Source organism: Streptomyces sp. NPDC002057, assembly GCF_040296665.1.
GTDB lineage: Bacteria > Actinomycetota > Actinomycetes > Streptomycetales > Streptomycetaceae > Streptomyces.
The window spans coordinates 84238-109098 of sequence record NZ_JBEOXR010000008.1; the positions used below are offsets into that span (position 1 = coordinate 84238).

The 24861-nt window shown below is 72.4% G+C and carries 18 protein-coding genes; 6 read left to right on the plus strand and 12 right to left on the minus strand.

Going from position 1 to position 24861, the window contains the following annotated elements:
• Positions 1-100: 100 nt before the first annotated feature.
• The 6 genes from ABT129_RS09525 to ABT129_RS09550 form a co-directional block, all read right to left on the minus strand.
• A complete protein-coding gene (locus ABT129_RS09525) occupies positions 101-1798 on the minus strand; it encodes a carbohydrate-binding module family 20 domain-containing protein (RefSeq protein WP_351898723.1) in 1698 nt (565 codons plus the stop codon).
• A gap of 122 nt (positions 1799-1920) precedes the next feature.
• Positions 1921-3024, minus strand: coding sequence for a LacI family DNA-binding transcriptional regulator (locus tag ABT129_RS09530; RefSeq protein ID WP_351898726.1), 1104 nt, complete (start codon positions 3022-3024; stop codon positions 1921-1923).
• The gene (locus tag ABT129_RS09535; protein ID WP_351898728.1) at positions 3012-4679 is read right to left on the minus strand and encodes a glycoside hydrolase family 13 protein; all 1668 of its coding nucleotides are present in this window, start codon (positions 4677-4679) and stop codon (positions 3012-3014) included. Before ABT129_RS09535 ends, ABT129_RS09530 begins: the two co-directional genes overlap by 13 nt.
• 62 nt (positions 4680-4741) lie before the next feature.
• The gene (locus tag ABT129_RS09540; RefSeq protein ID WP_351898969.1) at positions 4742-5614 is read right to left on the minus strand and encodes a sugar ABC transporter permease; all 873 of its coding nucleotides are present in this window, start codon (positions 5612-5614) and stop codon (positions 4742-4744) included.
• Positions 5608-6621: a carbohydrate ABC transporter permease gene (locus ABT129_RS09545; protein WP_351898731.1), complete on the minus strand. Its 1014-nt coding sequence runs from the start codon at positions 6619-6621 to the stop codon at positions 5608-5610. The genes ABT129_RS09540 and ABT129_RS09545 overlap by 7 nt, the downstream gene beginning before the upstream one ends.
• 19 nt (positions 6622-6640) lie before the next feature.
• Positions 6641-7915 carry an extracellular solute-binding protein gene (locus tag ABT129_RS09550; protein WP_351898733.1) on the minus strand — a complete coding sequence of 425 codons (1275 nt, stop codon included), beginning with the start codon at positions 7913-7915 and terminating at the stop codon, positions 6641-6643.
• A gap of 348 nt (positions 7916-8263) precedes the next feature.
• On the opposite strand from ABT129_RS09550, the gene ABT129_RS09555 reads away from it, so the two are divergent.
• Both ABT129_RS09555 and ABT129_RS09560 read left to right on the plus strand, forming a co-directional pair.
• Complete coding sequence (locus ABT129_RS09555; RefSeq protein WP_351898735.1) at positions 8264-9298, plus strand: LacI family DNA-binding transcriptional regulator; 1035 nt, start codon at positions 8264-8266, stop codon at positions 9296-9298.
• A 144-nt stretch (positions 9299-9442) separates the two neighbouring features.
• The gene (locus tag ABT129_RS09560) at positions 9443-10369 is read left to right on the plus strand and encodes a phosphatase PAP2 family protein (RefSeq protein WP_351898738.1); all 927 of its coding nucleotides are present in this window, start codon (positions 9443-9445) and stop codon (positions 10367-10369) included.
• A gap of 71 nt (positions 10370-10440) precedes the next feature.
• Here ABT129_RS09560 and ABT129_RS09565 read toward each other — a convergent pair whose 3' ends face one another.
• On the minus strand, positions 10441-12012 hold the full coding sequence (locus ABT129_RS09565) for an amidohydrolase (protein WP_351898740.1): 1572 nt from the start codon (positions 12010-12012) through the stop codon (positions 10441-10443).
• Complete coding sequence (locus ABT129_RS09570) at positions 11919-13469, minus strand: APC family permease (RefSeq protein WP_351898743.1); 1551 nt, start codon at positions 13467-13469, stop codon at positions 11919-11921. The genes ABT129_RS09565 and ABT129_RS09570 overlap by 94 nt, the downstream gene beginning before the upstream one ends.
• A 138-nt stretch (positions 13470-13607) precedes the next feature.
• Between ABT129_RS09570 and ABT129_RS09575 the strand changes: the two genes are divergently transcribed.
• Both ABT129_RS09575 and ABT129_RS09580 read left to right on the plus strand, forming a co-directional pair.
• A complete protein-coding gene (locus ABT129_RS09575) occupies positions 13608-14216 on the plus strand; it encodes a TetR/AcrR family transcriptional regulator (RefSeq protein WP_351898745.1) in 609 nt (202 codons plus the stop codon).
• Between the two features lie 97 nt (positions 14217-14313).
• Positions 14314-15192, plus strand: a complete 879-nt coding sequence (locus ABT129_RS09580) for a DUF4344 domain-containing metallopeptidase (protein ID WP_351898748.1) — start codon at positions 14314-14316, stop codon at positions 15190-15192.
• Here ABT129_RS09580 and ABT129_RS09585 read toward each other — a convergent pair.
• Positions 15177-18167, minus strand: coding sequence for a bifunctional [glutamine synthetase] adenylyltransferase/[glutamine synthetase]-adenylyl-L-tyrosine phosphorylase (locus ABT129_RS09585; protein WP_351898750.1), 2991 nt, complete (start codon positions 18165-18167; stop codon positions 15177-15179). The two genes, ABT129_RS09580 and ABT129_RS09585, sit on opposite strands and share 16 nt — an antisense overlap.
• 308 nt (positions 18168-18475) lie before the next feature.
• Here ABT129_RS09585 and ABT129_RS09590 point away from each other — a divergent pair, with 308 nt between their 5' ends.
• The gene (locus tag ABT129_RS09590) at positions 18476-20590 is read left to right on the plus strand and encodes a PIG-L family deacetylase (protein ID WP_351898751.1); all 2115 of its coding nucleotides are present in this window, start codon (positions 18476-18478) and stop codon (positions 20588-20590) included.
• A 138-nt stretch (positions 20591-20728) separates the two neighbouring features.
• Here ABT129_RS09590 and ABT129_RS09595 read toward each other — a convergent pair whose 3' ends face one another.
• Positions 20729-21973 (minus strand): cytochrome P450 family protein, encoded by a 1245-nt coding sequence (locus ABT129_RS09595; protein WP_351898754.1) that lies wholly within the window; start codon positions 21971-21973, stop codon positions 20729-20731.
• Positions 21970-23277, minus strand: a complete 1308-nt coding sequence (locus ABT129_RS09600) for a cytochrome P450 (protein WP_351898756.1) — start codon at positions 23275-23277, stop codon at positions 21970-21972. The genes ABT129_RS09595 and ABT129_RS09600 overlap by 4 nt, the downstream gene beginning before the upstream one ends.
• Positions 23278-23597: 320 nt before the next feature.
• On the opposite strand from ABT129_RS09600, the gene ABT129_RS09605 reads away from it, so the two are divergent.
• Positions 23598-24029 carry a VOC family protein gene (locus ABT129_RS09605; protein WP_351898758.1) on the plus strand — a complete coding sequence of 144 codons (432 nt, stop codon included), beginning with the start codon at positions 23598-23600 and terminating at the stop codon, positions 24027-24029.
• Here the strand turns inward: ABT129_RS09605 and ABT129_RS09610 are convergent.
• Positions 23956-24645 carry a histone deacetylase gene (locus ABT129_RS09610; RefSeq protein ID WP_351898761.1) on the minus strand — a complete coding sequence of 230 codons (690 nt, stop codon included), beginning with the start codon at positions 24643-24645 and terminating at the stop codon, positions 23956-23958. The genes ABT129_RS09605 and ABT129_RS09610 overlap by 74 nt on opposite strands.
• Positions 24646-24861: the final 216 nt, after the last annotated feature.

Below are 24861 nucleotides of genomic sequence, written 5' to 3' on the forward strand. Positions count from 1 at the left end.
GGAGGGGGGTGTCCTGCCGATCGCGCCGCGGGCCCGGTCTGATCGGCAGGACACCCCCTGGGGCCGCCCCGGGTGGGGGCGGCCCTGACGAGGGGGAGAGTCAGCTGCGGAAGGTGTCGTTCAGGACGAGCTGTCCGGAGGCGGGGACGGTCGCGGTGCGGTTGGCGCCGGACTCCCAGGTGACGTTTCCGGCGGCGTCCTTGCGGAGGTACTTGTACTCGAAGGCCGTTCCGGCGGGCAGCCCGACGGTCAGCTTCCAGACGGGGTACGCGGCCGGGTCGAGCTTGAGGGCGGCGGCCGGGGACCAGCCGCCGAGCTCGGCGCGGTTGCCGGTGACGTAGATGTTCTGGCCGACCGCGGTGGTGGCGGTGGCGTGGAACGAGGCGCCCGAGGTGGCGGGCGGGTTGGTGGTGCCGCCGCCGCAGTTGGTGGCGTTCACGTGCAGGGCGAGCGCGGTGTTGGCGCCGAGGGTGGCGGTGAACTGGCCGGAGCCGTTCACCGTCACGGGGGTGTTCGACTGGACGTCGCAGTAGGCGCCGGCCGGGAGGGAGGTCTGGAAGGTGCGGGTGAGCGCCGAGGACTCGTGGTTGATCGCCACGTACGCCTTGGAGCCGCGGCCGAACGCGATCGCGTTGTTGCCGTTGTCCCACCAGCCGGTGACGGCCTGCCCGCGCGCGGTGTTGCGGAAGGCGACCATGGAGGCGATCTCGCGCCAGGCGTGCTGGCACTTCCAGCCGTCGCTGTAGCAGGCGTTCACCCGGCCGCCGTTGGGCGGTCCGGCGTCCTTGTCGGTCCACTCGTAGCCGGAGTGGACGTCCGGGGCGCCGTAGGGCCAGGCGAGCGCGAAGACGGAGGCGAGGGTGTAGTTCGCGCCGTCCTTGTAGGAGAGGGTGTCGCCGCCGCGCTCGGTGTCGTGGTTGTCGACGAAGACGCCGGACTGCGCGGAGGGCATGTAGCCCCAGGCCTCGCCGAAGTTCTTGAGGTGGGCGAGCTTCTCGCTCTGCAGGACGCGCTTGAGGTCGCGGGCGTAGCGGAACTCCTGGACGTCTCCGCTGCCGAGGTACTCGCTCGGGGAGACGGCCTCGCCGGCGCCGTGGATGGCCTCCAGCTTCCAGTACACGCCGGGCTTGGTGAGCCGGGACTTGATGTTGGCGAGGTCGGCGGCCGGCATGTGCTTGGCGGCGTCGATCCGGAAGCCGTCGACGCCGAGGGAGAGCAGGTCGTTGAGGTAGCCCGCTATCTTCCCGCGGACGTACTCCTCGCCGGTGTCGAGGTCGGGGAGCTGGACCAGTTCGCAGTTCTGGACGTTGCCCCGGTCCTGGTAGTTGGAGATGGTGGCGCGGCAGTCGTCCATGTCGGCGCCGGAGTAGAGGCCCGGGTAGTCGTACTTGGAGAACGGGGTCCCGCCCGTTCCCGTGCCCGAGCCGTTCGCCATGTGGTTGATGACGGAGTCGGCGACGACCTTGACGCCCGCCGCGTGGCAGGTGTCGATCATGTTCTTGAAGGCGGTGCGGTCACCGAGGCGTCCGGCGATCTTGTAGCTGACCGGCTGGTACGAGGTCCACCACTGGCCGCCCTGGAGGTGTTCCTGGGGCGGGGAGACCTGGACGTATCCGTAACCCGCGGGGCCGAGGCGGTCGGTGCACTCCCGGGCGACCGAGGCGAAGTTCCATTCGAACATCACGGCGGTGACGTCCTTCTCGCCGGGCGGGGCGGCCTGCGCCGGGACGTTTCCCGTGACGGCCGCAGCGGCTCCCGCCACGAGGGCGAGTGCAGCTGCCACGGTCTTTCTGGCCATGTTTCCTCCTGCTGACTTCACTGTCGCAAGAAGTTGCCGAAAATGTCAGCAACTGTTTTCAGCCGTGACCGTACGAGTGCCCCGACGCCCGGTCAACCCTCCGGACACCCCAACGCAAGTTGTTACGAAAGGACTTGCGGCCCTTCGGGACGAAACGCCGCCGAAACCCGGGCGGGCGGCTGCGCCGTGGAGCCGCGCACCACCAGCTCCGGCTGGAAGACGAACTCCGTGCGCTGCACGGGGTTCCCCTCGATCTCCTCCAGGAGCGCGCCGACGGCCGCCGTCGCCATGGCCTGGACGGGCTGGCGCACGGTGGAGAGCGGCGGGCTGGTGAAGGCGATCAGCGGCGAGTCGTCGAAGCCGACGACGGAGACGTCGCCGGGCACGTCCAGGCCGCGGGCGCGGACCGCGCGGATCACGCCGAGCGCCATCAGGTCGGAGCCGCAGACGATGCCCGTGCAGCCCTCGCGGAGGAGGATGTCGGCGGCGGCGTGCCCGCCCTCGACGCCGAAGAGCGTGGGTCTGATGAAGCGTTCCGCGTCGGCGCGCTCGACGCCGAGGAGCTCGTACAGCTCGGCGGTGAAGCCCTCGGCCTTGCGGCGCGAGGGCACGTACCGGGTGGGGCCGATGGCGAGCCCGATCCGCTCGTGCCCCAGCTCGACCAGGTGCCGGACGGCGATCCGGGCCGCGGCGCGGTCGTCGGGGGAGACGAAGTTGGCGTCGATGTGCTCGTTGTAGCCGTTGATGAGGACGAACGGCACGCCCCGGTCGGTCAGCCGGGCGTAGCGGGCCGGGTCGGCGGAGGCGTCCGCGTGCAGGCCGGAGAGGAAGACGATGCCGGCCACCCCGCGCTCCACGAGCTGCTCGACCAGTTCGTCCTCGGTGGCGCCGCCGGGCATCTGGGTGCAGAGCACCGGGGTGTAGCCGTGACCGGCGAGGACCTGCTCGACGACCTGCGCGAACGCCGGGAAGATCGGGTTGGTCAGCTCGGGCACGACGAGCCCGACGAGGCCCGCGCTGCGGCGTTTGAGCCGTACGGGACGCTCGTAGCCGAGCACGTCGAGCGCGGCCAGCACCTTGTGCCGGGTCGCGCCGGCCACCCCCGCCTTGCCGTTGAGGACCCGGCTGACGGTGGCCTCGCTGACCCCGGACTGGGCCGCGATGTCCGCGAGCCGCGGGGCGCCGTTCCCGGCGCCCCGCGGCAGGGGGATCGTCACACCGCCCACCAGGCGGTGGTGTCGGCGGGCAGGACCGCTTCGTCGTCGACGATCGCGACCTCCTCGTTGGAGAGAAGGAACCGGCCGGGCAGCGGGACGGAGATGGCCCGGCCGGTGGTGTTGGCGATGCAGGCGAAGCCGTCGCGGCGGAAGGAGAGCACACCCTCGGGTGCCTCCAGCCACTCGACGGCCTCGCCCGCACCGAGTCCGGGCTGCGCCCGCCGCACGGCGAGCGCGCTGCGGTACAGCTCCAGCGTGGAGCCGGGGTCGCCGGTCTGCGCCTCGACGCTCAGGGCGCCCCAGGTGGTGGGCTGCGGCAGCCAGGAGCCGCCGTCGCCGAAGCCGTACGAGGAGCCCTCGGCGGTCCACGGGATCGGCACCCGGCAGCCGTCGCGGAAGCCGTCCTGGCCGCTGGCCCGCCAGAACGACGGGTCCTGCCGGACCTCGTCGGGCAGGTCGGTGACGTCCGGCAGGCCGAGCTCCTCGCCCTGGTAGACGTACGCCGAGCCGGGCAGGGCCAGCATCAGCAGGGTCGCGGCGCGGGCCCGGCGCAGGCCGAGTTCGCGGTCGCCGGGCTCGCGGAGCTGGGTGCCGAGGCCCGCCGGGTTGGCGAAGCGGGTGGCGTGCCGGGTGACGTCGTGGTTGGAGAGCACCCAGGTGGTGGGGGCGCCGACCGGGCGCATCGCCTCCAGCGAGTCGTCGATGACGCGGCGCAGCTCGGCCGCGTCCCAGTGGGTGCCCAGGTACTGGAAGTTGAAGGCCTGGTGCATCTCGTCGGGGCGCACGTAGTTCGCGGTGCGCTCGACGGTCGGGGTCCAGGCCTCGGCGACGAGGACGCGCTCCCCGTCGTACTCGGAGAGGACCTGCCGCCAGGAGCGGTAGATCTCGTGGACGCCGTCCTGGTCGAAGAAGGGCATGACGTCGTTGCCGAGCAGCTTCAGCTGGTCGTGGGCGCCGAGGTCGGGCAGGCCCTCGGCCTTGACCAGACCGTGGGCGACGTCGACGCGGAAGCCGTCGACGCCCATGTCGAGCCAGAAGCGGAGGATGGAGCGGAACTCGTCGCGGACGGCCGGGTGTTCCCAGTTGAAGTCGGGCTGCTCCGGGGCGAAGAGGTGGAGGTACCAGTCGCCGGGGGTGCCGTCCGGGTTCTCGGTGCGGGTCCAGGCCGGGCCGCCGAAGATGGACTCCCAGTCGTTGGGCGGCAGTTCACCGTTCTCGCCCTTGCCGGGGCGGAAGTGGTAGCGCTCGCGCAGGACGGACGCGGGGCCCTCGCGCAGGGCGCGCTGGAACCACTCGTGCTGGTCGGAGGAGTGGTTGGGGACCAGGTCGACGATGACGCGCAGGGCGAGGCCGTGGGCCTCGCGGATCAGGGCGTCGGCGTCGAGGAGCGAGCCGAACATGGGGTCGATGGCCCGGTAGTCGGCGACATCGTAGCCGGCGTCGGCCTGCGGCGAGGCGTAGAAGGGGGAGAGCCAGACGGCGTCGACGCCGAGTTCCTTGAGGTACGGCAGCCGGCTGCGGATGCCCTCCAGGTCGCCCATGCCGTCACCGTTGCCGTCGGCGAAGCTGCGCGGGTAGACCTGGTAGATCACCGCGTCTCTCCACCAGCCCGTGTGCGTGCCGGTGGTCGGGGCGTCGGCCGGGGTGGCGAGATGCTGGGTCATGTCTTCCCTGAGAGGTAAGGAGGTGCGTACGGAGGTGCGTTCCGGAGGCGTGCGCAGCGCCGTCAGCCCTTGACGGCACCGGCGGACATGCCGGTGACCAGGTGCCGCTGGGCGAAGAGGAACACCAGGGCGGCGGGGATGGCGATGAGCACGGAGGCCGCGGCCATCGGGCCCCACTGGGCGCCGTACTGGTTGACGAACTTCTGCAGTCCGCCGGCCAGCGTGAGGTTCTCGTCGCCGACCATGAAGGCGGAGGCGTAGGCGACCTCGCCCCAGGCGGTGATGAAGGAGTAGAACGCGGTGACGGCGATGCCCGGCTTGGCGAGCGGCAGGATCAGCCGCCAGAACGTGCCGAACGGGGTGAGGCCGTCGACGTATCCGGACTCGTCGATCTCGCGCGGGATGGTGTCGAAGAAGCCCTTCATCATCCACGCGCAGAACGGGACGGCGATCGTCAGGTACGTGATGACCAGGCCGACCGGCTGGTTGAGCAGGCCCATCGACGCCATGATGTTGTAGATCGGCACGATGAGGACGGCGACCGGGAACATCTGGGTGATGAGCAGCGTCCACATCAGTCCGCGCTTGCCGGGGAAGCGGAAGCGGCTGACGGCGTAGCCCGTGGTGGCGGAGATGAAGACGCCGACGACGGTGGTGAGACCGGCGACCAGCAGCGAGTTGCCGAACCAGGTGAGGAACGGGGTGTCCCTCAGCAGGCCCGTGTAGTTCTCGAGCGTCGTCTCCTTGAAGAAGTCCGTGGTGATCGCGTACTTGGCCGGCTTGAGCGAGGTCAGCAGGACCCACAGCACGGGGAAGACGGCGATCACGGACGCGACGATCAGGGTGACGTGCAGCGCGACCGAGGCGAGCGGCGAACGGCGGCCCCGGATCGGGACGTTCGCGGTCTGGGGGGTGGGGGTCGTGGTGGTCACCAGACTTCTCCCTGCTTGCGGAGGACGCGCTGGTAGATCGCGGCGAAGATCATCAGGAGGACCAGGATGAGGACGCCCCACGTGGACGACTGGGCGAAGTCGCGCGGGCTGATCTCGAAGGAGAACTTGTACGCCTGGGTGACCAGGATCTGGGTGGCCTCGCCCGGTCCTCCCCGGGTGAGCAGGAAGATCACCGGGAACATGTTGAAGGTCCAGATGGTGCTCAGCAGGACGACGGTGGTGGACACCGAGCGCAGACCGGGCATCGTGATGTGCCGGAAGCGCTGCCAGGCGTTCGCTCCGTCCATCTCGGCGGCCTCGTAGAGCTCGCCGGGGATGGACTGCAGTCCGCCGAGGAGGGCGACCATCATGAACGGGATGCCGAGCCAGACGTTCACGAGGATGACCGAGAACTTGGCCCAGGTGGGGTCGTTCAGCCACGGGACGGCGTCGATGCCGCCGCCCGCGAGGATCTTGTTGAGGAGACCGTTGTCCTGGTTGTAGAGGAAGCGCCAGGCGAAGACGGAGACGAAGCCGGGCACCGCCCAGGGCAGGATCAGCAGCATCCGGTACGCGGAGCGGCCGGCGATCCTGCGGTTGAGGACGTTGGCGAGGGTGAGGCCGAGGGCGAAGGTCAGGGCCACGCAGGACACGGTCCAGACGATCGTCCAGCCCAGGGTCCCGAGGAACTGGCTGCCGCTGATCGCGTCGGCGTAGTTGTCCAGGCCGACGAACTCGTAGGTGGCCGGGATCTCGTTGACGCCGATCGACCGGGCGACGTTCCGCTCGTTGGCGTCCGTCAGCGACAGGTAGATGCCACGGACCAGCGGGTAGCCGATGATCACGGCGATCACGAGGACCACCGGCACGACCATGATCCAGGCGTACCAGTGGGTGGAGAGGGAGCGCTTCCGCGTGCTCCGGCGCTTGCCAGTTCCGCGGCTCCGGCCGCGGGCGACGCTGTCGCCCGCGGCCTTCGCCACCGACTGGCTGGGAGTGTCCACAGCCATCAGTCGGTCAGCCTTCCTTCTACTTCCAGTCCTTCAGGAGCTTGCGGTAGGCGTCGCCGGACGCCTTGGCTCCCGCTTCCGGGGTGGTCTGGCCGGTGAGGACCTTGGTGTACTCGGTGACGAGCGGCGCGAAGAGGCTGCCGGTCTCCGGGATCCAGGGGCGCTCGACGGCCTTGTCGACGACCGGCTTGAAGAACGTGATCATCTCGTTGGTCGCGACGTCGGGCTTGATGTAGACCGACTCGCGGGTCGGGAGCAGGCTGAGCTCCTTCGCGACCGCCGTCTGCGTCTCGACCGAGGTCATGTACTCGGTGAAGGCGTACGAGGCGTCCAGGTTCTTGGAGCCCGCGTAGACCGCGAGGTTGTGACCGCCCTGCGGGGCGCCCTGACCGGCCGAGCCGGCCGGCACCGGGGCGATGCCCAGGTTCGCCTTGTCGGCGAACTCCTTGCCCGCGTAGGTGTCGGAGACGGCCCAGGGGCCGTTGATCATCATGGCGACCTTGCCGTCCTTGAAGGCGGTCTGCATGTTGTTCCAGCCGTCGGTGGCGTCGGTCTTGGCGGCACCGGAGTCCACCAGGTCCTTGACGACCTTGAAGCCCTTCACGCCGGCCGGGCTGTCGACGGTGATCGTCTTCTTCTCGGCGTCGACGAGGTCGCCGCCCTCGCCGTAGAGGAAGGAGAGGAACCAGTAGGCGTCGTCGCCGCGCAGGTACAGGCCGGGGTTGCCGGTCTTCTGCTTGATCTTGGCGGAGACGGTCTTCAGCTCGTCGATGGTCTTGGGGACCTGGACGCCGGCCTCCTTGAAGATCTTCTTGTTGTAGAAGATGCCCATGGAGTCGATGACCTGCGGGACGGCGTAGGTCTTGCCCTTGTACTGGGTGGACGCGGCGGCCTGCTTCAGGAAGTCCTCGGACCCCTTCAGCGCGGTGGTCTTGTCCAGCGGGGCCAGGTAGCCGAGGTCCGCGAACTCAGGGGTCCAGGCGACCTCGGAGCGGATGACGTCGGGGGCGCCGGAGCCGGACTGCGCGGCGTTCTTGAACTTGTTCTGCGCCTCGCCGAACGGCACGTTCACGTACTTGACGGTGACCTTCGGGTGCTTCTTCGTGAAGCCCTCGGCGAGCTTCTTGAAGACCTTGTCCTCGGAGCCGACCGTCGAGGTGTCCCACCAGGTCACGGTGCCGGAGAGCTCGCCCGAGCTCTTCGAGCCGCCGTCCGAACCGCTGTCACTACCGCACGCCGCCAGGGTCACGCCCAGGGCCGCGACCAGCGCGGTGGCCGCTATGCCACGCCGCATGTGAACTCCTTCAACTGATCCCGGGGGGACGAGGGGCTGGAACCTTCCTCATGCGACCGCTCCCTCGCGGCGCTCCGGGTTGCCAGGAACGTAACAGGGATGAAAACGAGCCGAAAGAGCTTGCGGGAACTTTCTGCAAGGACCGGGGATCGTTACATCCACGTGTCCCTAAGGTTGCCGTTGAATCGCTTGACAGCAGCTGACACGCGCCCCTCGCACGCCGCGCGGCCCCCCGCGCGCTCCCCGATCACGCCACGCGCGCCCCGCAAATCCTGCAAGACCTTGCGGAGTGGCTTGCATCACCCGGTCGGTGGGCAATACGCCCTGTGACCGGTACAGTCCACTCTCATGACCGCGCGGCTCTCCGACATCGCAGCCCAGGCGGGGGTCAGTGAGGCCACAGTCAGCCGCGTGCTCAACGGCAAGCCCGGTGTGGCCACGGCCACCCGCGAGTCCGTCCTTGCCGCGCTCGACGTGCTCGGCTACGAGCGGCCCGTACGACTGCGCCAGCGCAGCGCGGGGCTCGTCGGTCTCATCACCCCGGAACTGGACAACCCGATCTTCCCCGCGCTCGCGCAGGTCATCGGGCAGGCCCTGACCCGGCAGGGATACACGCCGGTCCTCGCCACCCAGACCCCCGGCGGCTCCACCGAGGACGAGCTCACCGACATGCTGGTGGAGCGGGGCGTCGCCGGCATCATCTTCGTCTCCGGACTGCACGCCGACACCACCGCCGACATGACGCGCTACGACCAGCTGCGCGGCAAGGGTGTCCCGTACGTCCTCCTCAACGGCTTCTCCCCCAAGGTCCAGGCGCCCTTCGTCTCCCCCGACGACCGGGCCGCGATGCGGCTCGCGGTGACGCACCTGGCCGCGCTCGGCCACACCCGGATCGGGCTCGCCGTCGGACCGAAGCGGTTCGTGCCGGTGCTCCGCAAGATAGAGGGCTTCCAGAAGGGCATGGAGGAGCGGCTCGGCCTCGGCTCCGAGGAGTCCGAGGAGCTGATCCAGCACTCCCTCTACACCCTGGAGGGCGGCCAGGCCGCCGCCGGGGCGCTGATCTCCCGCGGGTGTACGGCGGTCGTGTGCGCGAGCGACATGATGGCGCTCGGCGCGATCAGGGCCGCCCGGCAGCAGGGGCTCGACGTGCCGAGGGACGTCTCCGTCGTCGGCTTCGACGACTCGCCCCTCATAGCGTTCACCGATCCGCCGCTGACCACCATCCGGCAACCCGTGCAGGCGATGGGGCAGGCCGCGGTCCGCGCGCTGCTCGAAGAGGTCGGGGGCACCCCCGCCCCGCACTCCGAGTTCGTCTTCATGCCCGAGCTGGTCGTCCGGGGGTCGACCGCCTCGGCGCCGTCGGCCGTCCGACCCTCCGCCTGACCCCTGCCCGACCCCTTGCCCGACCCCCGACCGACCCCTTGCCGATCCCCCGTACGACCTCCTTCCTGAGGTGGACCGGGTGCGCCCCGAACCCGTCCGGGGGATGATCGGTCGGGGGGAAGGGATCTGGCAGACTCTCTCCCTATGGGTGAAACGACCGTGAAGAGTTTGGACAACCGGACGACCCCGTCGTCACCCATCGTGGCCGACGGCAGGTTCGCGCGCCTGCGTGCGCGCACGCCTCGGCGTCCCACCATCTGGTTCGAGATCCTGCTCATCGCCGTGAGCTACTGGACGTACTCGCTCATCCGCAACGCGGTGCCGGAGCAGAAGGCCCAGGCGCTCCAGAACGCGGACTGGATCTGGCGGGCCGAGGAGTCCCTCGGTCTCGCCTTCGAGCACGCCGTCAACCACGCCGTGAACTCGGTGACCTGGCTGATCGTGTCGATGAACTACTACTACGCGACGCTGCACTTCGTCGTGACCATCGGTGTGCTCGTGTGGCTGTACCGCTGGCACCCGGGCCGTTACGCGGCGTTCCGCACCGTCCTGTTCGCCACCACCGGTGTGGCCCTGGTCGGTTACTACCTGTACCCGCTCGCGCCGCCCCGGCTCATGAACGGCCAGGACTTCATCGACACGGTGCTCGTCCACGAGACCTGGGGCTCGATGGCCTCGGGGAACCTCAAGCACGTGTCGAACCAGTACGCGGCGATGCCGTCGATGCACATCGGCTGGTCGCTCTGGTGCGGGCTGACGATCTTCCTGCTCGCGAAGGCGCCCTGGGCGAAGATCCTGGGCCTGCTCTACCCGATGGCGACCCTGGTCGTGATCGTCGCCACCGCGAACCACTTCTGGCTGGACGCGGTCGGCGGCATGATCTGCCTCGCCTTCGGCTTCGCGGTCTCGTACTTCTGGTACGGCTCGCGCCCGCACCGCCTGCCCAAGCTGGTGGAGCCGGTGCCCGGCGTCGTGGCGCGCGGCGGCCCGTCCCCGGCGAAGGGGACGGACCGCGAGGACGAGCAGGACCCGGCAGGCGACTCGGGGCAGTCGGTCGCCTCCCGCCGGTGATCCGGCCGGTCCGTCGGCTCCGGAGCGTCGGTTCCCGCCGGTGATCCGGCCGGTCCGTCGGCTCCGGAGCGTCAGTTGCGGTAGGTGATCCGGCCGCCGGCTACGGCGAGCCGGATCGGGGCCTGCTCGGTCTCGTCCGCCGGGGCCTCCACGGGGTCCACGGCGAAGGCGGTGAGGTCGGCCCGGTACCCCGGGGCGACGCGGCCCGCGACCGCTTCCTCCCCCGCCGCGACCGCCGCGTGGGTGGTCATGCCCTCCAGGGCCATCAGACCGGTGAGCCCGTGCCGGGCCGAGGCGGCGCCGCGCGGGGCGCGGGCGGTGGCCAGGACCTGCCGGGCGTCGTAGTGGGCGATGGGCCAGTCGGAGCCGAGCGCGAGGTGCGCTCCGGCGTCCCGCAGGTCACGGCAGCGCCAGGCGCGGGCGGCCCGCTCCTCGCCGAGCCGCCTGGACCACTCGTCGGTGTGGTCGGCGCGGGTGTACGCGGTGTGCGGGGGCTGCATCGAGGCGACGACCCCGAGTGCGGCGAACCGCCCGAGCTGGTCGTCGGGGACCGTCTCGATGTGCTCGATCCGGTGGCGGGGACCGCCCGGACCGAGGCCCTCGACGGTGTCGAGGACGTGCCGGACGGCGGCGTCGCCGATGGCGTGGGTGGCGGTGCCGACACCGGCGCGGTGGAGGTGGCGGACGGCGGCGGAGTACGCGGCCGGGTCGGGCCAGAAGGCGTCGGTGCCCCGGCCGTGGCAGTCGGCGTGCTCCAGCCAGGCGGTGCCGCCCTCGACGGTGCCGTCCATGAAGAACTTGACGCCGCCGATCGCCCACAGGCGCCCGGCCCGCGCCTGGAGCCGTACGAAACCGTCCAGCTCCTCCTCGGTGGCGCCCGGCATGCACCAGGGGGCGAGGCGCAGCCGCAGCGGCAGCTCGCCGTCCTCCTCCAGGGAGGTCAGGAGGCCGGGTACGTCGTGTCCGCCGAGGTCCATGACGTGGGCGGAGGTGAGGCCGGTGGCGGCCATGCCGGTCAGCAGGTCGACGAGCCGGTCGCGGCGCTCGGCGTACGGCTGGGCGGGCAGGACCGGGGTCATCAGGTCCATGGCGGCGTGCTCGACCAGGTGCCCGGTGGGGCGGCCCCCGGCGTCGCAGACGATCTCGGAGTGCTGGGCGAAGGCGCGGGGCCCGTCGATGCCGGCGGCCCTGAGGGCGGTGGCGCTGACGAGGACGGAGTGTCCGTCGTAGAGGCGCAGGTGGGCGGGGGCGCCGTCGAGGACGTCCTCGACGAGGTCGCGGTGGACCGGGCGGCCGCCGAAGACGTTGTGGTCGAGGCCGTGGCCGAGGATCCAGCCGTCGTGGCGCTCGGCGTCGCGGAGGGCGGTGCGCAGCCCGTCGAGGTCGGTGACGCCGGACAGGTCGGTGCCGTGGAACATCTCCAGGCCCCAGACGGGGTGGCTGTGCGCGTCGGTGAGGCCGGGGGTGAGGGTGGCGCCGCCGAGGTCGACGGTCTCGGTGCCGGGGCCGGTCCAGGTGCGGGCCTCGGCGTCGGTGCCGAGGGCGGTGATCAGTCCGCCATGGACCGCGACGGCGGTGGCGCCGGTGAGCTCGGGGTCGCGGACGCGGGCGTTGACGAGGACGAGGTCGGGTGCGGAGGACACGTGAGGGCTCCAGGGTCGGTCGTTTCGGTGGGTTCCGCGGCGAAGCGGGCGTAGGTCTCGGGGCGGGTGCGGCGCAGCCGGTACGCGAGGAGGAGTCCCAGGCCGAAGACGGCGGGGACGAGGGAGACGAGCACGGTGTTGACCGTGGTCGAGGCCCCGGTGAAGAGCTCGACGTTGAGGGTGACGAGGCCGATCGCCCCGGCGAGCAGCACGGACGCGACGACGGGGGCGACGACCGTGCGGAGCGGGCCCTCGCGGTGGTCGATCCGCCGGAAGAAGCAGGGCACGGCGATCGCGGCGAGCAGCTGGAGGACCATGAGGCCGATCATTCCCGGCGTGTTCACCCAGAGCAGGAGTTGCTGGTACGGGTCGGCCCCGGCGAGCGCGAAGGCGAGGACGACGACGGCGCCCAGCGCGGTCTGCACGGCTCCGGCGATGTACGGGGAGCGGTGGCGGGGGTGGATGCGGCCGAGCGCCTTCGGCAGCACGCCCTCCTCGGAGAGGGAGAGGGTGTAGCGGTTGATGGCGTTGTGGAAGGCGAGCAGGGAGGCGAGGACGCTGGTGATGATGAGCAGGTGCATCAGGTCGGCGGCCCAGGCTCCGACGTACGTGGTGATGGCGGCGAAGAAGAGGCCGCCGGGGTCGTCGGCGGCGGCCCGGACGACCTTGTCCTCGCCGAAGGCCTGGATGACGGTCCAGACGACGAAGGCGTAGAAGAGGCCGAGGAAGGCGACCGCGATGTAGGTGGCGCGGGGGATGGTGCGCTCGGGGTTCCTGGCCTCGCGCCGGTAGATCACGGTCGACTCGAAGCCGGTGAAGGCGGCGAAGGCGCAGGCGAGGACGGCCGCGGTGCCTCCGGTGAGGACGTGCGCGGGGGCGAGGCCGCCGAGCGAGAGTCCCTGGGCGCCGCCGTCGATCAGGACGCCGCCGGCGAGGAGGACGAGGATGCCGGTCTCGGCGACGAGGAGGACGCCGAGGAGTTTGGCGCCGAAGTCGATCGAGCGGTAGCCGCCGTACCAGACGAGCAGCAGGCCGGCGAGGGAGACGGGCAGCCAGGGGACGTCGTGGCCGAGGGCGGCGGCGGTGTCCGAGGTGGCGGAGCCGAGGAGTCCGTAGACGCCGATCTCCATGCCGTTGTAGCCGAGCATGGCGACGAGGGCGGCGGCGATGCCGATGGGGGTGCCGAGGCCGCGGCTGATGTAGGCGTAGAAGGCGCCGGCGCTGCGGACGTGGCGGCTCATGGTCGTGAAGCCGACGGCGAAGACGGTGAGGGTGAGGCCGGCCAGGAGGTAGCCGACGGGTGCGCCGATGCCGCCGAGGGCGATGGCGACGGGGGCGACGCCCGCCATGACGGTGAGCGGGGCGGCGGCGGAGACGACGAAGAAGGAGATGTCGGCGGTGGTGAGGGTGCCGGTTCTCAGCCCTGGGGGCTCGTCGGGGGCGGTGGGTGCGGGCATGCGGCAGGAAGCCCTTCCGGTGGCGGACGTGTCGGGGCAGCGGTGTCCCGGGGAAGCAGAAACCTAAAGGCTTTCGGTTTGCGCAATGTAACCTCGCGTTCGACGATTCGGGAAGACCTGAACAGGGAGTGACACCTCATGGGCCGGCCGCGCAGACCGCTCCTCGACCGGGAACGCATCGCCACCACGGCGCTCGACATCGTCGACGAGAAGGGCGAGTTCAGCGTCCCGCAGATCGCCCGGCGCCTCGGGGTGCAGACCGCCTCCGTCTACCACCACGTCGACGGCCGCGACGGCATCGTCGAGCTGCTGCGCGAACGCGTGGCCGCCGCCATCGAGACCGACACCCTCGACCGGGAACCCTGGGACGCGGCCCTCACCGCCTGGGCCCGCTCCTACCGGGCCGCCTTCGCCGCCCACCCGCGCGCCATCCCGCTCCTCACCACCTCGCCGGTCCGCGCCCCCAAGGTCCTCCTCCAGTACGAGCGGGCCGTGGGCCGCCTGCTCGACGCGGGGTTCGCCCTCCCGGACGTCATGCCCGTGATCATCGCCCTGGAGAACCTCGTCCTCGGCTCCGCGCTCGACATGGCCGCCCCCGAGGCCATGTGGGAGCTGGCCGACGAGACGGCCACGCCCCAACTGGCCCGCGCCCTCGGCGCGGTGCCCGAGGGCCGCGCCGACCACGCCTTCGAGCTGGCGCTCACGGGGTACCTGACGCATGTGAGGACGCTGCTCGACGCGCCCTGAACCGGGCGCCGGGCCTATCCTGATGAGGTACGGCCGAGAGGGGGCCCGCCCCCCGTCGGCCGGTGGAATCGGGGCACTCTCCGGATCGGAGACGAGCATGCTGTTCCACCGGGCCTGGGCGGCCGCTGTCGTGGCCGCCGCCACCCTGCTGACCCTCGGAGCGTCGACCGCCACGGCCGCCGCCCCCGCCGTTTCCTCCGCACCCGCCGTACCCGGACCGGGACTTCTCGTCGTGGACTACCAGCCCGCCGAGACGGCCACCGACCAGGCGGAGCAGGAGTTCCTCCAGGGGAACGAGGTCCTGGAGAGCGCGGCGGCCCACATCAACTCCCTGATCGGGCTGCCCCGTGACGTCCCCCTGACGGCCCTGAGCTGCGGCGGCGACGCCAACGCCTACTGGGATCCGGAATCCCAGGGCATCCTCTTCTGCTACGAGCTGGTCGGCGCGTACCGGGGCCTCTTCGAGAAGCTCAACACGACCGGCACCCAGGCCCAGCAGGCCCGGGCCACCGAGGACGACCTCATCGGCGTCTCCAACAGCACGGTCTTCCACGAACTCGGACACGCCCTGATCGACCTCTACGAACTGCCGAGCACCGGCCGGGAGGAGGACGCGGCCGACCAGCTCGCCACGCTCCTGCTCGCGGGCGACCCGCTGCGCCAGCAGTACGCGGTGAGCGACATCGAGGCCTGGGGCGCCCTCGCCGTGGCCGCCGAGAACGGCGACATCACCGGACAACTCGCCGACGAGCACGCCCTCGACGCCCAGCGGTACTACAACGCCATCTGCTGGCTGTACGGCTCCGACCCCGCCGCCTACCAGGGCGTCGTCCAGACCGAGGCCAACCCCGACGGGGTCCTGCCCGAGGCCCGGGCCGTCCGGTGCCCCGGCGAGTACGAGAAGATCGACAAGGCGTGGGGCACCCTGCTCCAGCCCTATCTGAAGACCGGTCAGAGCTCTCAGAGCGCGCCGTAGAACAGCTCCTCGACCACCGCTCTCGCCCGGCGCGTGATCCGGCGGTAGTCGTCGACCATCTCGCCGACGTGGCCGGACTCGTACCCCAGGTACCGTCCGACCGCAGCGAGTTCGCGCGGGTCCGAGGGGAAGGTGTCGCCGGGCCGGCCGCGGACCAGCATCACCGCGTTGCGGACACGGGTGGCGAGGACCCACGCCTCGTCCAGGGTCTGCGCCTCCTCCGTCGGGATGAGGCCGGCCGCGTGCGCCGCCCCGAGCGCCTCCCGGGTCCGCGTGGTCCGCAGCCCCGGCTCGGCCCAGCCGTGCCGCATCTGGAGCAGCTGGACCGTCCACTCGACGTCGCTCAGGCCACCGCGGCCCAGCTTGGCGTGGAGGGTCGGGTCGGCGCCGCGGGGCAGCCGCTCGGACTCCATCCGGGCCTTGAGGCGGCGGATCTCCCGGACCGCGTCCTCGCCGAGGCCCTCGGCCGGGTAGCGCAGGGGGTCGACGAGTTCGATGAAGCGGTCCGCCAGGTCCCGGTCGCCCGCCATGGGTTCGGCACGCAGCAGCGCCTGGCTCTCCCAGACCAGCGACCAGCGGTGGTAGTAGGCCGCGTACGACTTCAGGGTGCGGACCATGGGGCCGCTCTTGCCCTCCGGTCTGAGGTCCGCGTCGATCAGCAACGGCGGGTCGGCCGTGGGGAGTTGGAGGAGCCGACGCATCTCGGCGACCACCCGGTTCGCGGCGGTGGCCGCCTCCTGCTCGTCGACGCCCTCGCGCGGCTCGTGCACGAACAGGACGTCGGCGTCGGAGCCGTACCCCAGCTCGTGACCGCCGAAGCGGCCCATGCCGATGACCGCGAACCGGGTCGGCAGCTCGTCGCCCCACTCGGCGCGGACGGCGGCCCGCAGGGCGCCCGCGATCGTCACCGCGTTCAGATCGGTGACCGCCTCGCCCACCCGGTCGACCAGCGCGCCCGGATCGGGCTCGCGGGGGCTGTCCTCGGTGCCGTACGAGCGGATGAGGTCGGCCGCGGCGGTACGGAACAGTTCCCTGCGCCGCACCCCGCGGGCCGCCGCGACGGCCTGCTCGGCGTCGGCCGCGCGGCCCACCGCCGCCAGGACCTCCTGCTCCAGATGGTCCCGGCCGCGCGGCTTCAGCCCCTCCGGGTCGCCGAGGAGCGCGACCGCCTCCGGGGCGCGCAGCAGCAGGTCGGGGGCGAGGCGCCCGGCGGACAGCACCCGGGCGAGGTTCTCGGCGGCGGCGCCCTCGTCCCGGAGCAGCCGCAGGTACCAGGGGGTCTTGCCGAGGGCGTCGGAGACCTTGCGGAAGCCGAGCAGGCCCGCGTCCGGGTCGGCCGAGTCCGCGAACCAGCCGAGCAGCACCGGGAGCAGCGTCCGCTGGATCGCGGCCTTCCGGCTCACCCCGGAGGCCAGCGCCTCCAGGTGCCGCAGGGCGGCGGCGGGGTCCGCGTACCCCAGCGCCTCCAGCCGCTGTCCGGCCGCCTTCGGGCTGAGCCGGATCTCGCCGGGGGCGAGCTGGGCGACCGCGTCGAGCAGCGGCCGGTAGAAGATCTTCTCGTGCAGCCGCCGGACGACGGCCGCGTGCCGCTTCCACTCCTTGTTGAGCTCGGCGACCGGGTCGGTGCGCAGGCCGAGCGAGCGGCCGAGGCGGCGCAGGTCGGCCTCGTCCTCCGGGACGAGGTGGGTGCGGCGCAGCCGGTACAGCTGGATGCGGTGCTCCATGGCCCGCAGGAAGCGGTACGCCTCGTCGAGCTGGGCGGCGTCGGCCCGGCCGACGTAGCCGCCGGCCGCGAGGGCGGCGAGCGCGTCGAGGGTGCTGCCGCTGTGCAGGGTGGCGTCGCTCCGGCCGTGCACCAGCTGGAGGAGCTGGACGGCGAACTCGACGTCCCGCAGACCGCCGGGGCCCAGCTTGAGTTCGCGGTCGACCTGGGCGGCGGGGATGTTGTCGACGACCCGGCGGCGCATCTTCTGCACGTCGGGCACGAAGTTCTCGCGCTCGGCGGCCTGCCAGACGAGCGGGGAGACGGCGTCGATGTACTGGGCGCCGAGCTCCGTGTCACCGGCCACCGCGCGCGCCTTCAGCAGGGCCTGGAACTCCCAGGTCTTCGCCCAGCGCTGGTAGTAGGCGAGGTGGGAGGAGAGGGTACGGACGAGGGGGCCGTTGCGGCCCTCGGGGCGGAGGTTGGCGTCGACCGGCCAGATGGTGCCCTCGACGGTGGTCTCCGAGCAGAGCCGCATCAGGTGGGAGGCGAGCCGGGTCGCGGCCTGGACCGCCTTGCCCTCGTCGGCGCCCTCGGCCGGCTCCCCCACGAAGATCACGTCCACGTCGGAGACGTAGTTGAGCTCGTGGCCGCCGCACTTGCCCATGGCGATCACCGCGAGCCGGCACGCGGCGGCGTCGTCCGGCGCCGCGGTCCGGGCGATGTCGAGCGCCGCGCGCAGGGTGGCCGTCGCCAGGTCGGCCAGCTCGGCCGCCGCCTCGGCGACGTCGGTGGTGCCGCACACGTCACGGGCCGCTATGGCCAGCAGACAGCGACGGTAGGCGATCCGCAGGGAGTCCGCGTCGACGGCCTCGACGAGCCCCCGCTCGAACTCGGCCACCCCCGGGTGCAGGTCGGCCGCCTCGTAGGTGACGAGCGACTCCCAGTCGCGGGGGTGCCGGGCCAGGTGGTCGGCGAGCGCCTCGGAGGCGCCGAGGACCCCGAGGAGGCGGTCCCGGAACGGCTTGGCGGAGAGCAGGGTGGCCGTGAAGGTCTGCCGCTCGGTCTCCGGCTGCGCCTCGACCAGGCGGACGAGACCGCGCAGGGCGAGATCGGGGTCGGCGGTGGCGCCGAGGGCGTCGAGCAGGACGGAGTCGCCGCGCAGGGCGGAGAGCTCGGGCACGTCGAGCAGCCGCTCGGCTCCGGAGGGGTCGGTGAACCCGTGCCGCAGCAGCCGTGAGAACGTACTGCTCCTGCGTCCCGGAACCGTCATTCCGCCGCTCCCTCGTCACAGGTCCGCCCCCGGGTGGGACCGGGGTGGATCGAGCCTATCCGGAGCGGGGGGCCGGGGCGCCCAGGCCTTCGGTTCGCAGCGGGTCACACGTGATGTCCCGCACATTGATCGCTTTTCGAGGCCGATGAACCGTATTTCTTGAAAGTCCGTCTTGCTCGGGGCGGACACCTCCGCCTGCCCGAACCCGTCCGAAAGCGCGGGACCACCCGCCTGTCCGACCGCAGGTCCGACCGTCCGCCCGACTGTCCGACCGCTGTCCGGCCCCTGTCGAAAGCGCGCCACCGCACATGCCCGTCCGCCTCCGCCGCCGCCTCCTCCCGTCCCGCCGCAGGACCGTCTCCACGGCCGTGACGGCCGCCCTGGTGGGCGGCACCTTCGCCGGGCTCCTCTCCGTGACGGGGGCGCCCAGCCCGTCGGCGGCGCACGCGGCACCGGAGGCGAAGGTCTCCGGGGCGCGGGCGGACGAGGCGAGGGCGGCCGGGGAGAAGGCGCCGGCGAAACTGGTCCGGGCACCCTCCCCCGCCCCCGTCACGCCGAAGGGGAGGCCGAAGGCCCGCACCTCCGTCGTGCAGATCGTGGCGCACCCGGACGACGACCTGTACTTCATGAACCCGGACGTCTCCCAGTCCCTCCGCTCCGGCACCCCCCTGGCCTCCGTCTACCTCACCGCCGGCGAGTCGGACGGCGTCAACGCCCGCCCGCGCGACGCCGAGGACACCGAGGCCGACAAGGCCGGCTACGCCGAGGCCCGGCAGAACGGCATACGTGCCGCGTACGCCGAGATGGTGACCGGCAGCCGGACCAGTCCCTGGGACCGGACGGCGATACCCACCTCCGGCGGCGCGATGGCCGAACTGGACACGCTGCGCGCGAAGCCGCAGGTCAAGCTGGTGTGGCTGCAGCTGCGCGAGGCCGGCTCGATCAGCGACGACCGCCCGCACAGCCTGAACGGCCTGTGGCACGGCCGCATAGCCGCCCTGGAGTCGCAGCGCTCCTCCGGCACCCCGGTCGGCGCCGACTTCGCGTACACGAAGGACCAGGTCGTGGCGACGGTCGCGGGGCTGCTCGACCGGTTCCGGCCGACCTTCGTGCGGATGCAGGACCCGAGCCCGGGCACGTACCCGGAGACCGGGAAGCTCCGGGACCACCAGGACCACCTGTACGGGGCGCGGTTCGCGCAGGCCGCTCTCGCCCGGTACGCGGAGCTCCCCGGGCACCCGCACGTCGGCGTCCAGAACTACCTCGGCTACCCCACCAGCCTCCTGCCGCACACGCTCGACCCCGAGACGGCGGGCGACAAGCTGAAGACCCTCAAGACCTACGCCTGGCTGGACGGCGTCAACGACTGCGGGACCCTCGCGGGCTGCGGCGACCTGAAGGTGGCCGCGCGGCCGGCCGGCCGGGGCTGGAGCGACACCGTCCGGTACGCCCGGGGCACCTCCACCTCCTGGGTGCGGCAGGACCGGGACGGCGGCCTCCACGCCTTCTCCGTCCTCGACGGACACCTCGCGACCTGGCGGAAGCCGGCGGACGGCGGCGCGTGGCGCGGCCCGACGCTGCTGCCGGGCGGCGGCCTGGACAGCGGGGTCACCTCGGTGACGCTGCCCGACGGCCGCGTCGCGGTCTTCGGGACCCGGACGGTGCTCGCCGACTACCGCCGTGAGGTGGTGGCGACCGAGCAGACGGCCCCCGGCGGCGCCTTCGGCCCGTGGCGCTCGCTCGGCACGCCCGAGCGGGACGACGCGAGCGGCACCTCGGACATCAGCGCGCCCGCCGTGACCGTCGGCGGCGACGGCCGGGCGACGCTGCTCCTGCGCGACAGCCACCACCGTCTGACCGCCCGCGAGCAGGGCGCGGACGGCCGCTGGGGTCCGTGGCGGGCGCTCGGCGGCTCGGACGTGTACGGCGACCCGGTCGCGGCGACGGACGGGACGGGCCGGGAGTACGTCTTCGCGAGCACCCCGGACACCGTCCTGGTGTGGGCGCGCCCGTACTCCGGCGGACCGCTCACGGGTCCGGTGCGGACCGGTCTTCCGCCGACGACGCTGGCGCTGAGCGCGAGCGCGGCGCCGGACGGCGACGGCGTACGGCTCTGGTTCCGCAAGCCCGCCTCCGGCGACCTGCGCAGCGCCGACTTCTCGGGCGTGGGCCCGGTCTCCCCGGTCACCGAGCTGCCGGGCGCCGGAGTCGCCGGCTTCGGCCCGGTGAGCGGCGGCGAAGGGATGCTCGCGGTCCGGTCCCGTACCGGATTCCTTGCGACGGCGCCGCACGGCCGGACGGGGACGAGCCCGGTGTGGACGCTGGAGCGGTTCCTCTTCGCGGGGGCGCCGGACGCGGGGCCGGACGGGGTGGCGGCGATGGGCCTGGACGGCCGGCTGCACTGGACACCGGCGGGACGCTGAGACCGGCCGGGCCCGGCCGGGGGGCACGGCCGGGGGAACCTGCCGGGGGGTGCGGCCCGGCGGACCCGGTCGGGGTCACGGACCCGGCGGACCCGGGGCCGTATCCGTCCGCCGGAGCTCCTGACGGCCGGCCCGGGCTCAGGCGTCGAGGAGGACCGGGAACGCCTCCATGTCGTTCTGCGTCATCACCGGCAGCTTGCGGAGGTCGGCGTCCGGCACCGCGAGCCGCAGCCGGGGGAAGCGCGCGAAGAGGGCGGGCAGGGCGATGCCCGCCTCGACGCGGGAGAGCGCCGCACCGGGGCAGATGTGCGGGCCGTGGCCGAAGGTCATGTGCCGGACGGGGCCGGGACGGGTGACGTCGAACGCGTCGGCGCCGGGCCCGTGCTGCTCGGGGTCGCGGCCGATCGCCCGGTAGGAGATGACCACGCCCTCGCCCCGGGCGATGACGCCGTCGCCCACCTCGATGTCCTCGGTGGCGAACCGCATCAGCAGATGGGTGGTCGGGGTGTCCCAGCGCAGGGTCTCCTCGATCACGGTCTCCCAGGAGACCTCCCCGTCCAGGACCAGCCGCAGCTGGTCGGGGTGGGCGAGCAGCGCGCGCACGGCGTTGAGGATGAGCCCGATCGTGGTCTCGTGCCCGGCGGCGACCATCGCCTTGAGGTTGCCGATCACCTCCTCCTCGGTGAGCGGCTCGCCGCCCTCGTCGGCGAGGATGAGCGCGGAGGTCAGGTCGTCGGTGGGCCGCGCGGTCTTCTCGCGGACCAGACCGGCGTAGAAGACGTCCAGGTCGGCCAGGAGGGCGAGGCGCTCGTCCTGCGGGGTGAGCATCGAGAAGAACTTCTTGTACTGCCGGGTCAGCATGGTGTTCGAGGCGGGGTCGACGCCCATCAGCATGCCGACCACCCGCATGGGCAGCGGCTGCGCGAACACGGCCTTGAGGTCGACCACGGCGCCGCCCGCGCCGCCGTCGGCCAGCGCGTCGAGGAGCTCCCCGGTGAACTTCTCGATGTCGGGGCGTATCGCCTCCAGTCGGCGCGGGGTGAGCGCCTGGGAGGTCTTGGTGCGCAGCCGGCGGTGCTCGGCGCCGTCGACGGTGAACATGGACCGGCCGGCGTCGATCATCCCGATGAGCGGCCACGCGTGCGTCACCGCGCCGCTCCGCCACAGGCTCCAGACGTCGAGGTCCTTCACCAGACGGGGGTCGACCAGGAGCCGCCGGGCGTCGGCGTGCCGGGTGACGGCCCAGGCGGGCACGCCGAGCAGGTCGATCCGGGCCAGCGGGCCGGCGTCACGCAGCCGCGCCGTCTCGCCGTCCAGGTCCTGGACCATCGGGTCGATGACGACGGTCCCGCCGTCCTGGGCGGCGGCGTGAGGGCAGTTCACGAGGGGTCTCCTGTCGTGCGTACGGGGGTGAACCGGACGGGGAGCGAGGTGGTGCCGCGCAGGAAGGCGGAGGGCCGCCGGACGAGTTCGTCGGCGGGGACGGCGAGTTCGAGGTCGGGCAGCCGGTCGAGCATGACCTCGATGCCGGTACGGACGATGATCTCGGCGATCTCCTGGGCGGGGAACGGGCACCGGTACTCGCCGTGGCTGAACGCCAGGTGCGCGCCGCTGCCGCCGCGCGCGGCCGCGCCGCCGTCGGGGAGGCCCTGGCGGATCAGCGGGTCGGTGTTGGCCGCTCCCAGCCCGAGCAGCAGCATGTCGCCGGCCTTGACGGCCCGGCCGGCGAGCCGGGTGTCCCGTGCGGCCCAGCGTCCGGCGAGGATCTGGGTGGGCGCGTCCTCCCACAGGACCTCGGTCGTGGCCTCGGCGACGCTGTGCCGGCCGCGGGCCATCGAGTCGGCGAAATCGGTCTCGGTGAGCATCAGCCGCAGGGAGTTGCCGAGCCAGTCGGCGGTGGTGAGGTGCCCGGCGGCCGTGACGGCCATCAGGTCGAGCATGTACTCCTCGTCGGTGAACGCCTCGGGGAAGGCGAGCATGCGGGAGGTGATGTCGTCGCCGGGCTCGGCCCGCTTCGCCGCCACCAGCCGCCCCATGTGCTCCGCGAACCGCAGGTGGGCGCTCTGTGCCTCCGGGCCGCCGTCGGCCAGGTCCTTCAGGACCCGGGATATGTCGGTGCCCTCGTCGTCGGGGAACCCGATGAGGCGGGCGAGGACGAGGACGGGGAGGGGTTCGCAGAAGTCGGCCACGAGGTCGGCCGTGCCCCGGCCGCACACGGCGTCGATCAGCCGGTCGGCCAGCTCCTCGCAGTGGCCGCGGATCTCGTACGGGTCGGCGCTCTCGAGGGCGGGCACCACCATCCGGACGTGCCGCCGGTGCTCCTCCCCCGCGCTGAAGTAGATGGACGGCATGGGCCGTCCGACCATGGGGAGCAGCGGCCAGTCGTCGGGGATGTGCGGCCACTGGTTCCACAGGCCGACGTCGCGGGGGAACAACTGCCCGTCGCTGGTGACCTGGTGGATCTCCCGGTAGCCGATGACCAGCCAGGCGGGGACGCCGCCGGGGAGCTCCACGGGGACGACGGGGCCGTGGTCGCGCCGCATGGCGCGGTAGGCGGCCCGGGGGTCGGTCTGGAACCCGGGGCCGCTCAGCGGCACGGCCGCCGGGCCGGCGTGCGCCGGGCATCCGGGAGGCGGCGGGGTCGGAGTCGGATCGGGCGCGGGCTCTGCGGAGGAAGGGCGCGTCATGTGTCCTGGATCCTGTGGCGACAGTCGCACGCGTCGCGGTCAAGTGATCAAAGCAGGCTCACTATAAGGAGGTTGGGAGTCACTGGAGTCGATGACCGCGATCAATTCCGCACCGTGGACGGAACAGACGGAACATCAGGGGAACATTCCCGCCTCCGGGCCCCGTCCGGCGCCGCACCCGGGAAGATGCGACGACGATTTTCCGTCAGGTCCGGGTCGGGCCGGGCCGAGGTGCGCGAGGCGCCCCGGTGCGCGACGGTGGCAGGGTCGGGCCCCGGGACGTCCGGGGAACGCGGGACCGGAAAGAGGAGAAGCAAGCCATGAACTGGACACTGGAAGTCGTCCCGGTCCCCGTCACGGACCTGGACCGGTCGAAGGAGTTCTACGGCGAGAAGTGCGGCTTCACGATCGACCTGGACGACGAGGTGGCGCCCGGCGTGCGCATCATCCAGGCCACCCCGCCGGGCTCGCGCTGTTCGATCGCCCTGCTGAGCGGCATGCCGCCGATGCCGGGCACGAAGGAGATGGCGCCGGGGACGCTCCAGGGCCTCCAGCTCTGCGTCACGGACATCGAGGCCGGGCGGGCGGAGCTGCTCGCCCGGGGCGTCGACGTCTCCCCGGTCCGGCACGTGGGCGCGACGGGCTGGGAGGAGGGCAAGGGCGGCACCTGGAACTCCTTCATGACCTTCGAGGACCCGGACGGAAACGGCTGGCTGGTCCAGGAGGCCCCGTCGGAGCTGTCGGAACGCTGAGGGCGGCCACGTCCTCCGGCGTCCAGTGCCCGGCCGCGCCCGGTCGGGACGCCAGATAGGCGGCGACCTCGGCGGGCCGCCACGCCCCGGTCCCGCCGAGCCCGGCCGCGAGGTGCCGCAGATAGGCCGCGGAGGGCCGGCGGAGCTCGTCCGCCGCCGGCATCGGCCAGGACGCGGTGAAGGTGAGTACGGGAAGGCCGTCGAGCTCCCCCGGGCAGACGAGGGTCTCGTACCGTCCGGGCCCGAGGACGCACCGGCCGGTGGCGAGGACCTCGGCCAGGTCGAGGTCGGCGCCGGGCGCGCGGTACATCTCCTGGGCGGCGATGTCGGAGAACTGCCCGGCGGTCAGCAGATGGGCGACGCCCCACGCGGTGCCGTCCGCCCCCGGGTCGTAGAACGCCCGGCCCCCGGTCCACACGGCCGACTCGGTCGCGAAGTACACCTGCCCGGCCAGCTCGACGGCGACGGAGCGCTCGGGCGCCCTCGGGTCCCGGCAGCCGGGGAACTCCCGCACGCCCCCGGGCGGACGGCCTCCGGCGAGGTAGCCGCGGAGGCGCTCGGCGTGCGTGTTGGAGCCGTAGGCGGCGTACCAGACGCGGGAATGTGGTTCCGACATGACACCCGACGCTAGCGCCGACGGCCCGCCCCACCCGGAACCCACGGAAGAACCACCGGAGTTTCCCACCCCCCGTCACCCACCGGACACCGCGCGGCCTCCGACTCCCCGGCACACCAGGCGGCCTGGTCTACCGGGGCGACCTGGAGAAGAAGGTGCACCGACTCTGAACCGTCTCGCCCCGGAGCGGCGAGCAGGGCGCTCGCCGGGGCCAGG

What these genes read in the sequence shown, in the direction of transcription:
- ABT129_RS09525 (WP_351898723.1), bottom strand. Translation starts at nt 1,798, where the DNA reads ATGGCCAGAAAGACCGTGGCAGCTGCACTCGCCCTCGTGGCGGGAGCC.
- ABT129_RS09535 (WP_351898728.1), bottom strand. Translation starts at nt 4,679, where the DNA reads ATGACCCAGCATCTCGCCACCCCGGCCGACGCCCCGACCACCGGCACG.
- ABT129_RS09545 (WP_351898731.1), bottom strand. Translation starts at nt 6,621, where the DNA reads ATGGCTGTGGACACTCCCAGCCAGTCGGTGGCGAAGGCCGCGGGCGAC.
- ABT129_RS09550 (WP_351898733.1), bottom strand. Translation starts at nt 7,915, where the DNA reads ATGCGGCGTGGCATAGCGGCCACCGCGCTGGTCGCGGCCCTGGGCGTG.
- ABT129_RS09555 (WP_351898735.1), top strand. Translation starts at nt 8,264, where the DNA reads ATGACCGCGCGGCTCTCCGACATCGCAGCCCAGGCGGGGGTCAGTGAG.
- ABT129_RS09560 (WP_351898738.1), top strand. Translation starts at nt 9,443, where the DNA reads ATGGGTGAAACGACCGTGAAGAGTTTGGACAACCGGACGACCCCGTCG.
- ABT129_RS09570 (WP_351898743.1), bottom strand. Translation starts at nt 13,469, where the DNA reads ATGCCCGCACCCACCGCCCCCGACGAGCCCCCAGGGCTGAGAACCGGC.
- ABT129_RS09575 (WP_351898745.1), top strand. Translation starts at nt 13,608, where the DNA reads ATGGGCCGGCCGCGCAGACCGCTCCTCGACCGGGAACGCATCGCCACC.
- ABT129_RS09580 (WP_351898748.1), top strand. Translation starts at nt 14,314, where the DNA reads ATGCTGTTCCACCGGGCCTGGGCGGCCGCTGTCGTGGCCGCCGCCACC.
- ABT129_RS09585 (WP_351898750.1), bottom strand. Translation starts at nt 18,167, where the DNA reads ATGACGGTTCCGGGACGCAGGAGCAGTACGTTCTCACGGCTGCTGCGG.
- ABT129_RS09590 (WP_351898751.1), top strand. Translation starts at nt 18,476, where the DNA reads ATGCCCGTCCGCCTCCGCCGCCGCCTCCTCCCGTCCCGCCGCAGGACC.
- ABT129_RS09600 (WP_351898756.1), bottom strand. Translation starts at nt 23,277, where the DNA reads ATGACGCGCCCTTCCTCCGCAGAGCCCGCGCCCGATCCGACTCCGACC.
- ABT129_RS09605 (WP_351898758.1), top strand. Translation starts at nt 23,598, where the DNA reads ATGAACTGGACACTGGAAGTCGTCCCGGTCCCCGTCACGGACCTGGAC.
- ABT129_RS09610 (WP_351898761.1), bottom strand. Translation starts at nt 24,645, where the DNA reads ATGTCGGAACCACATTCCCGCGTCTGGTACGCCGCCTACGGCTCCAAC.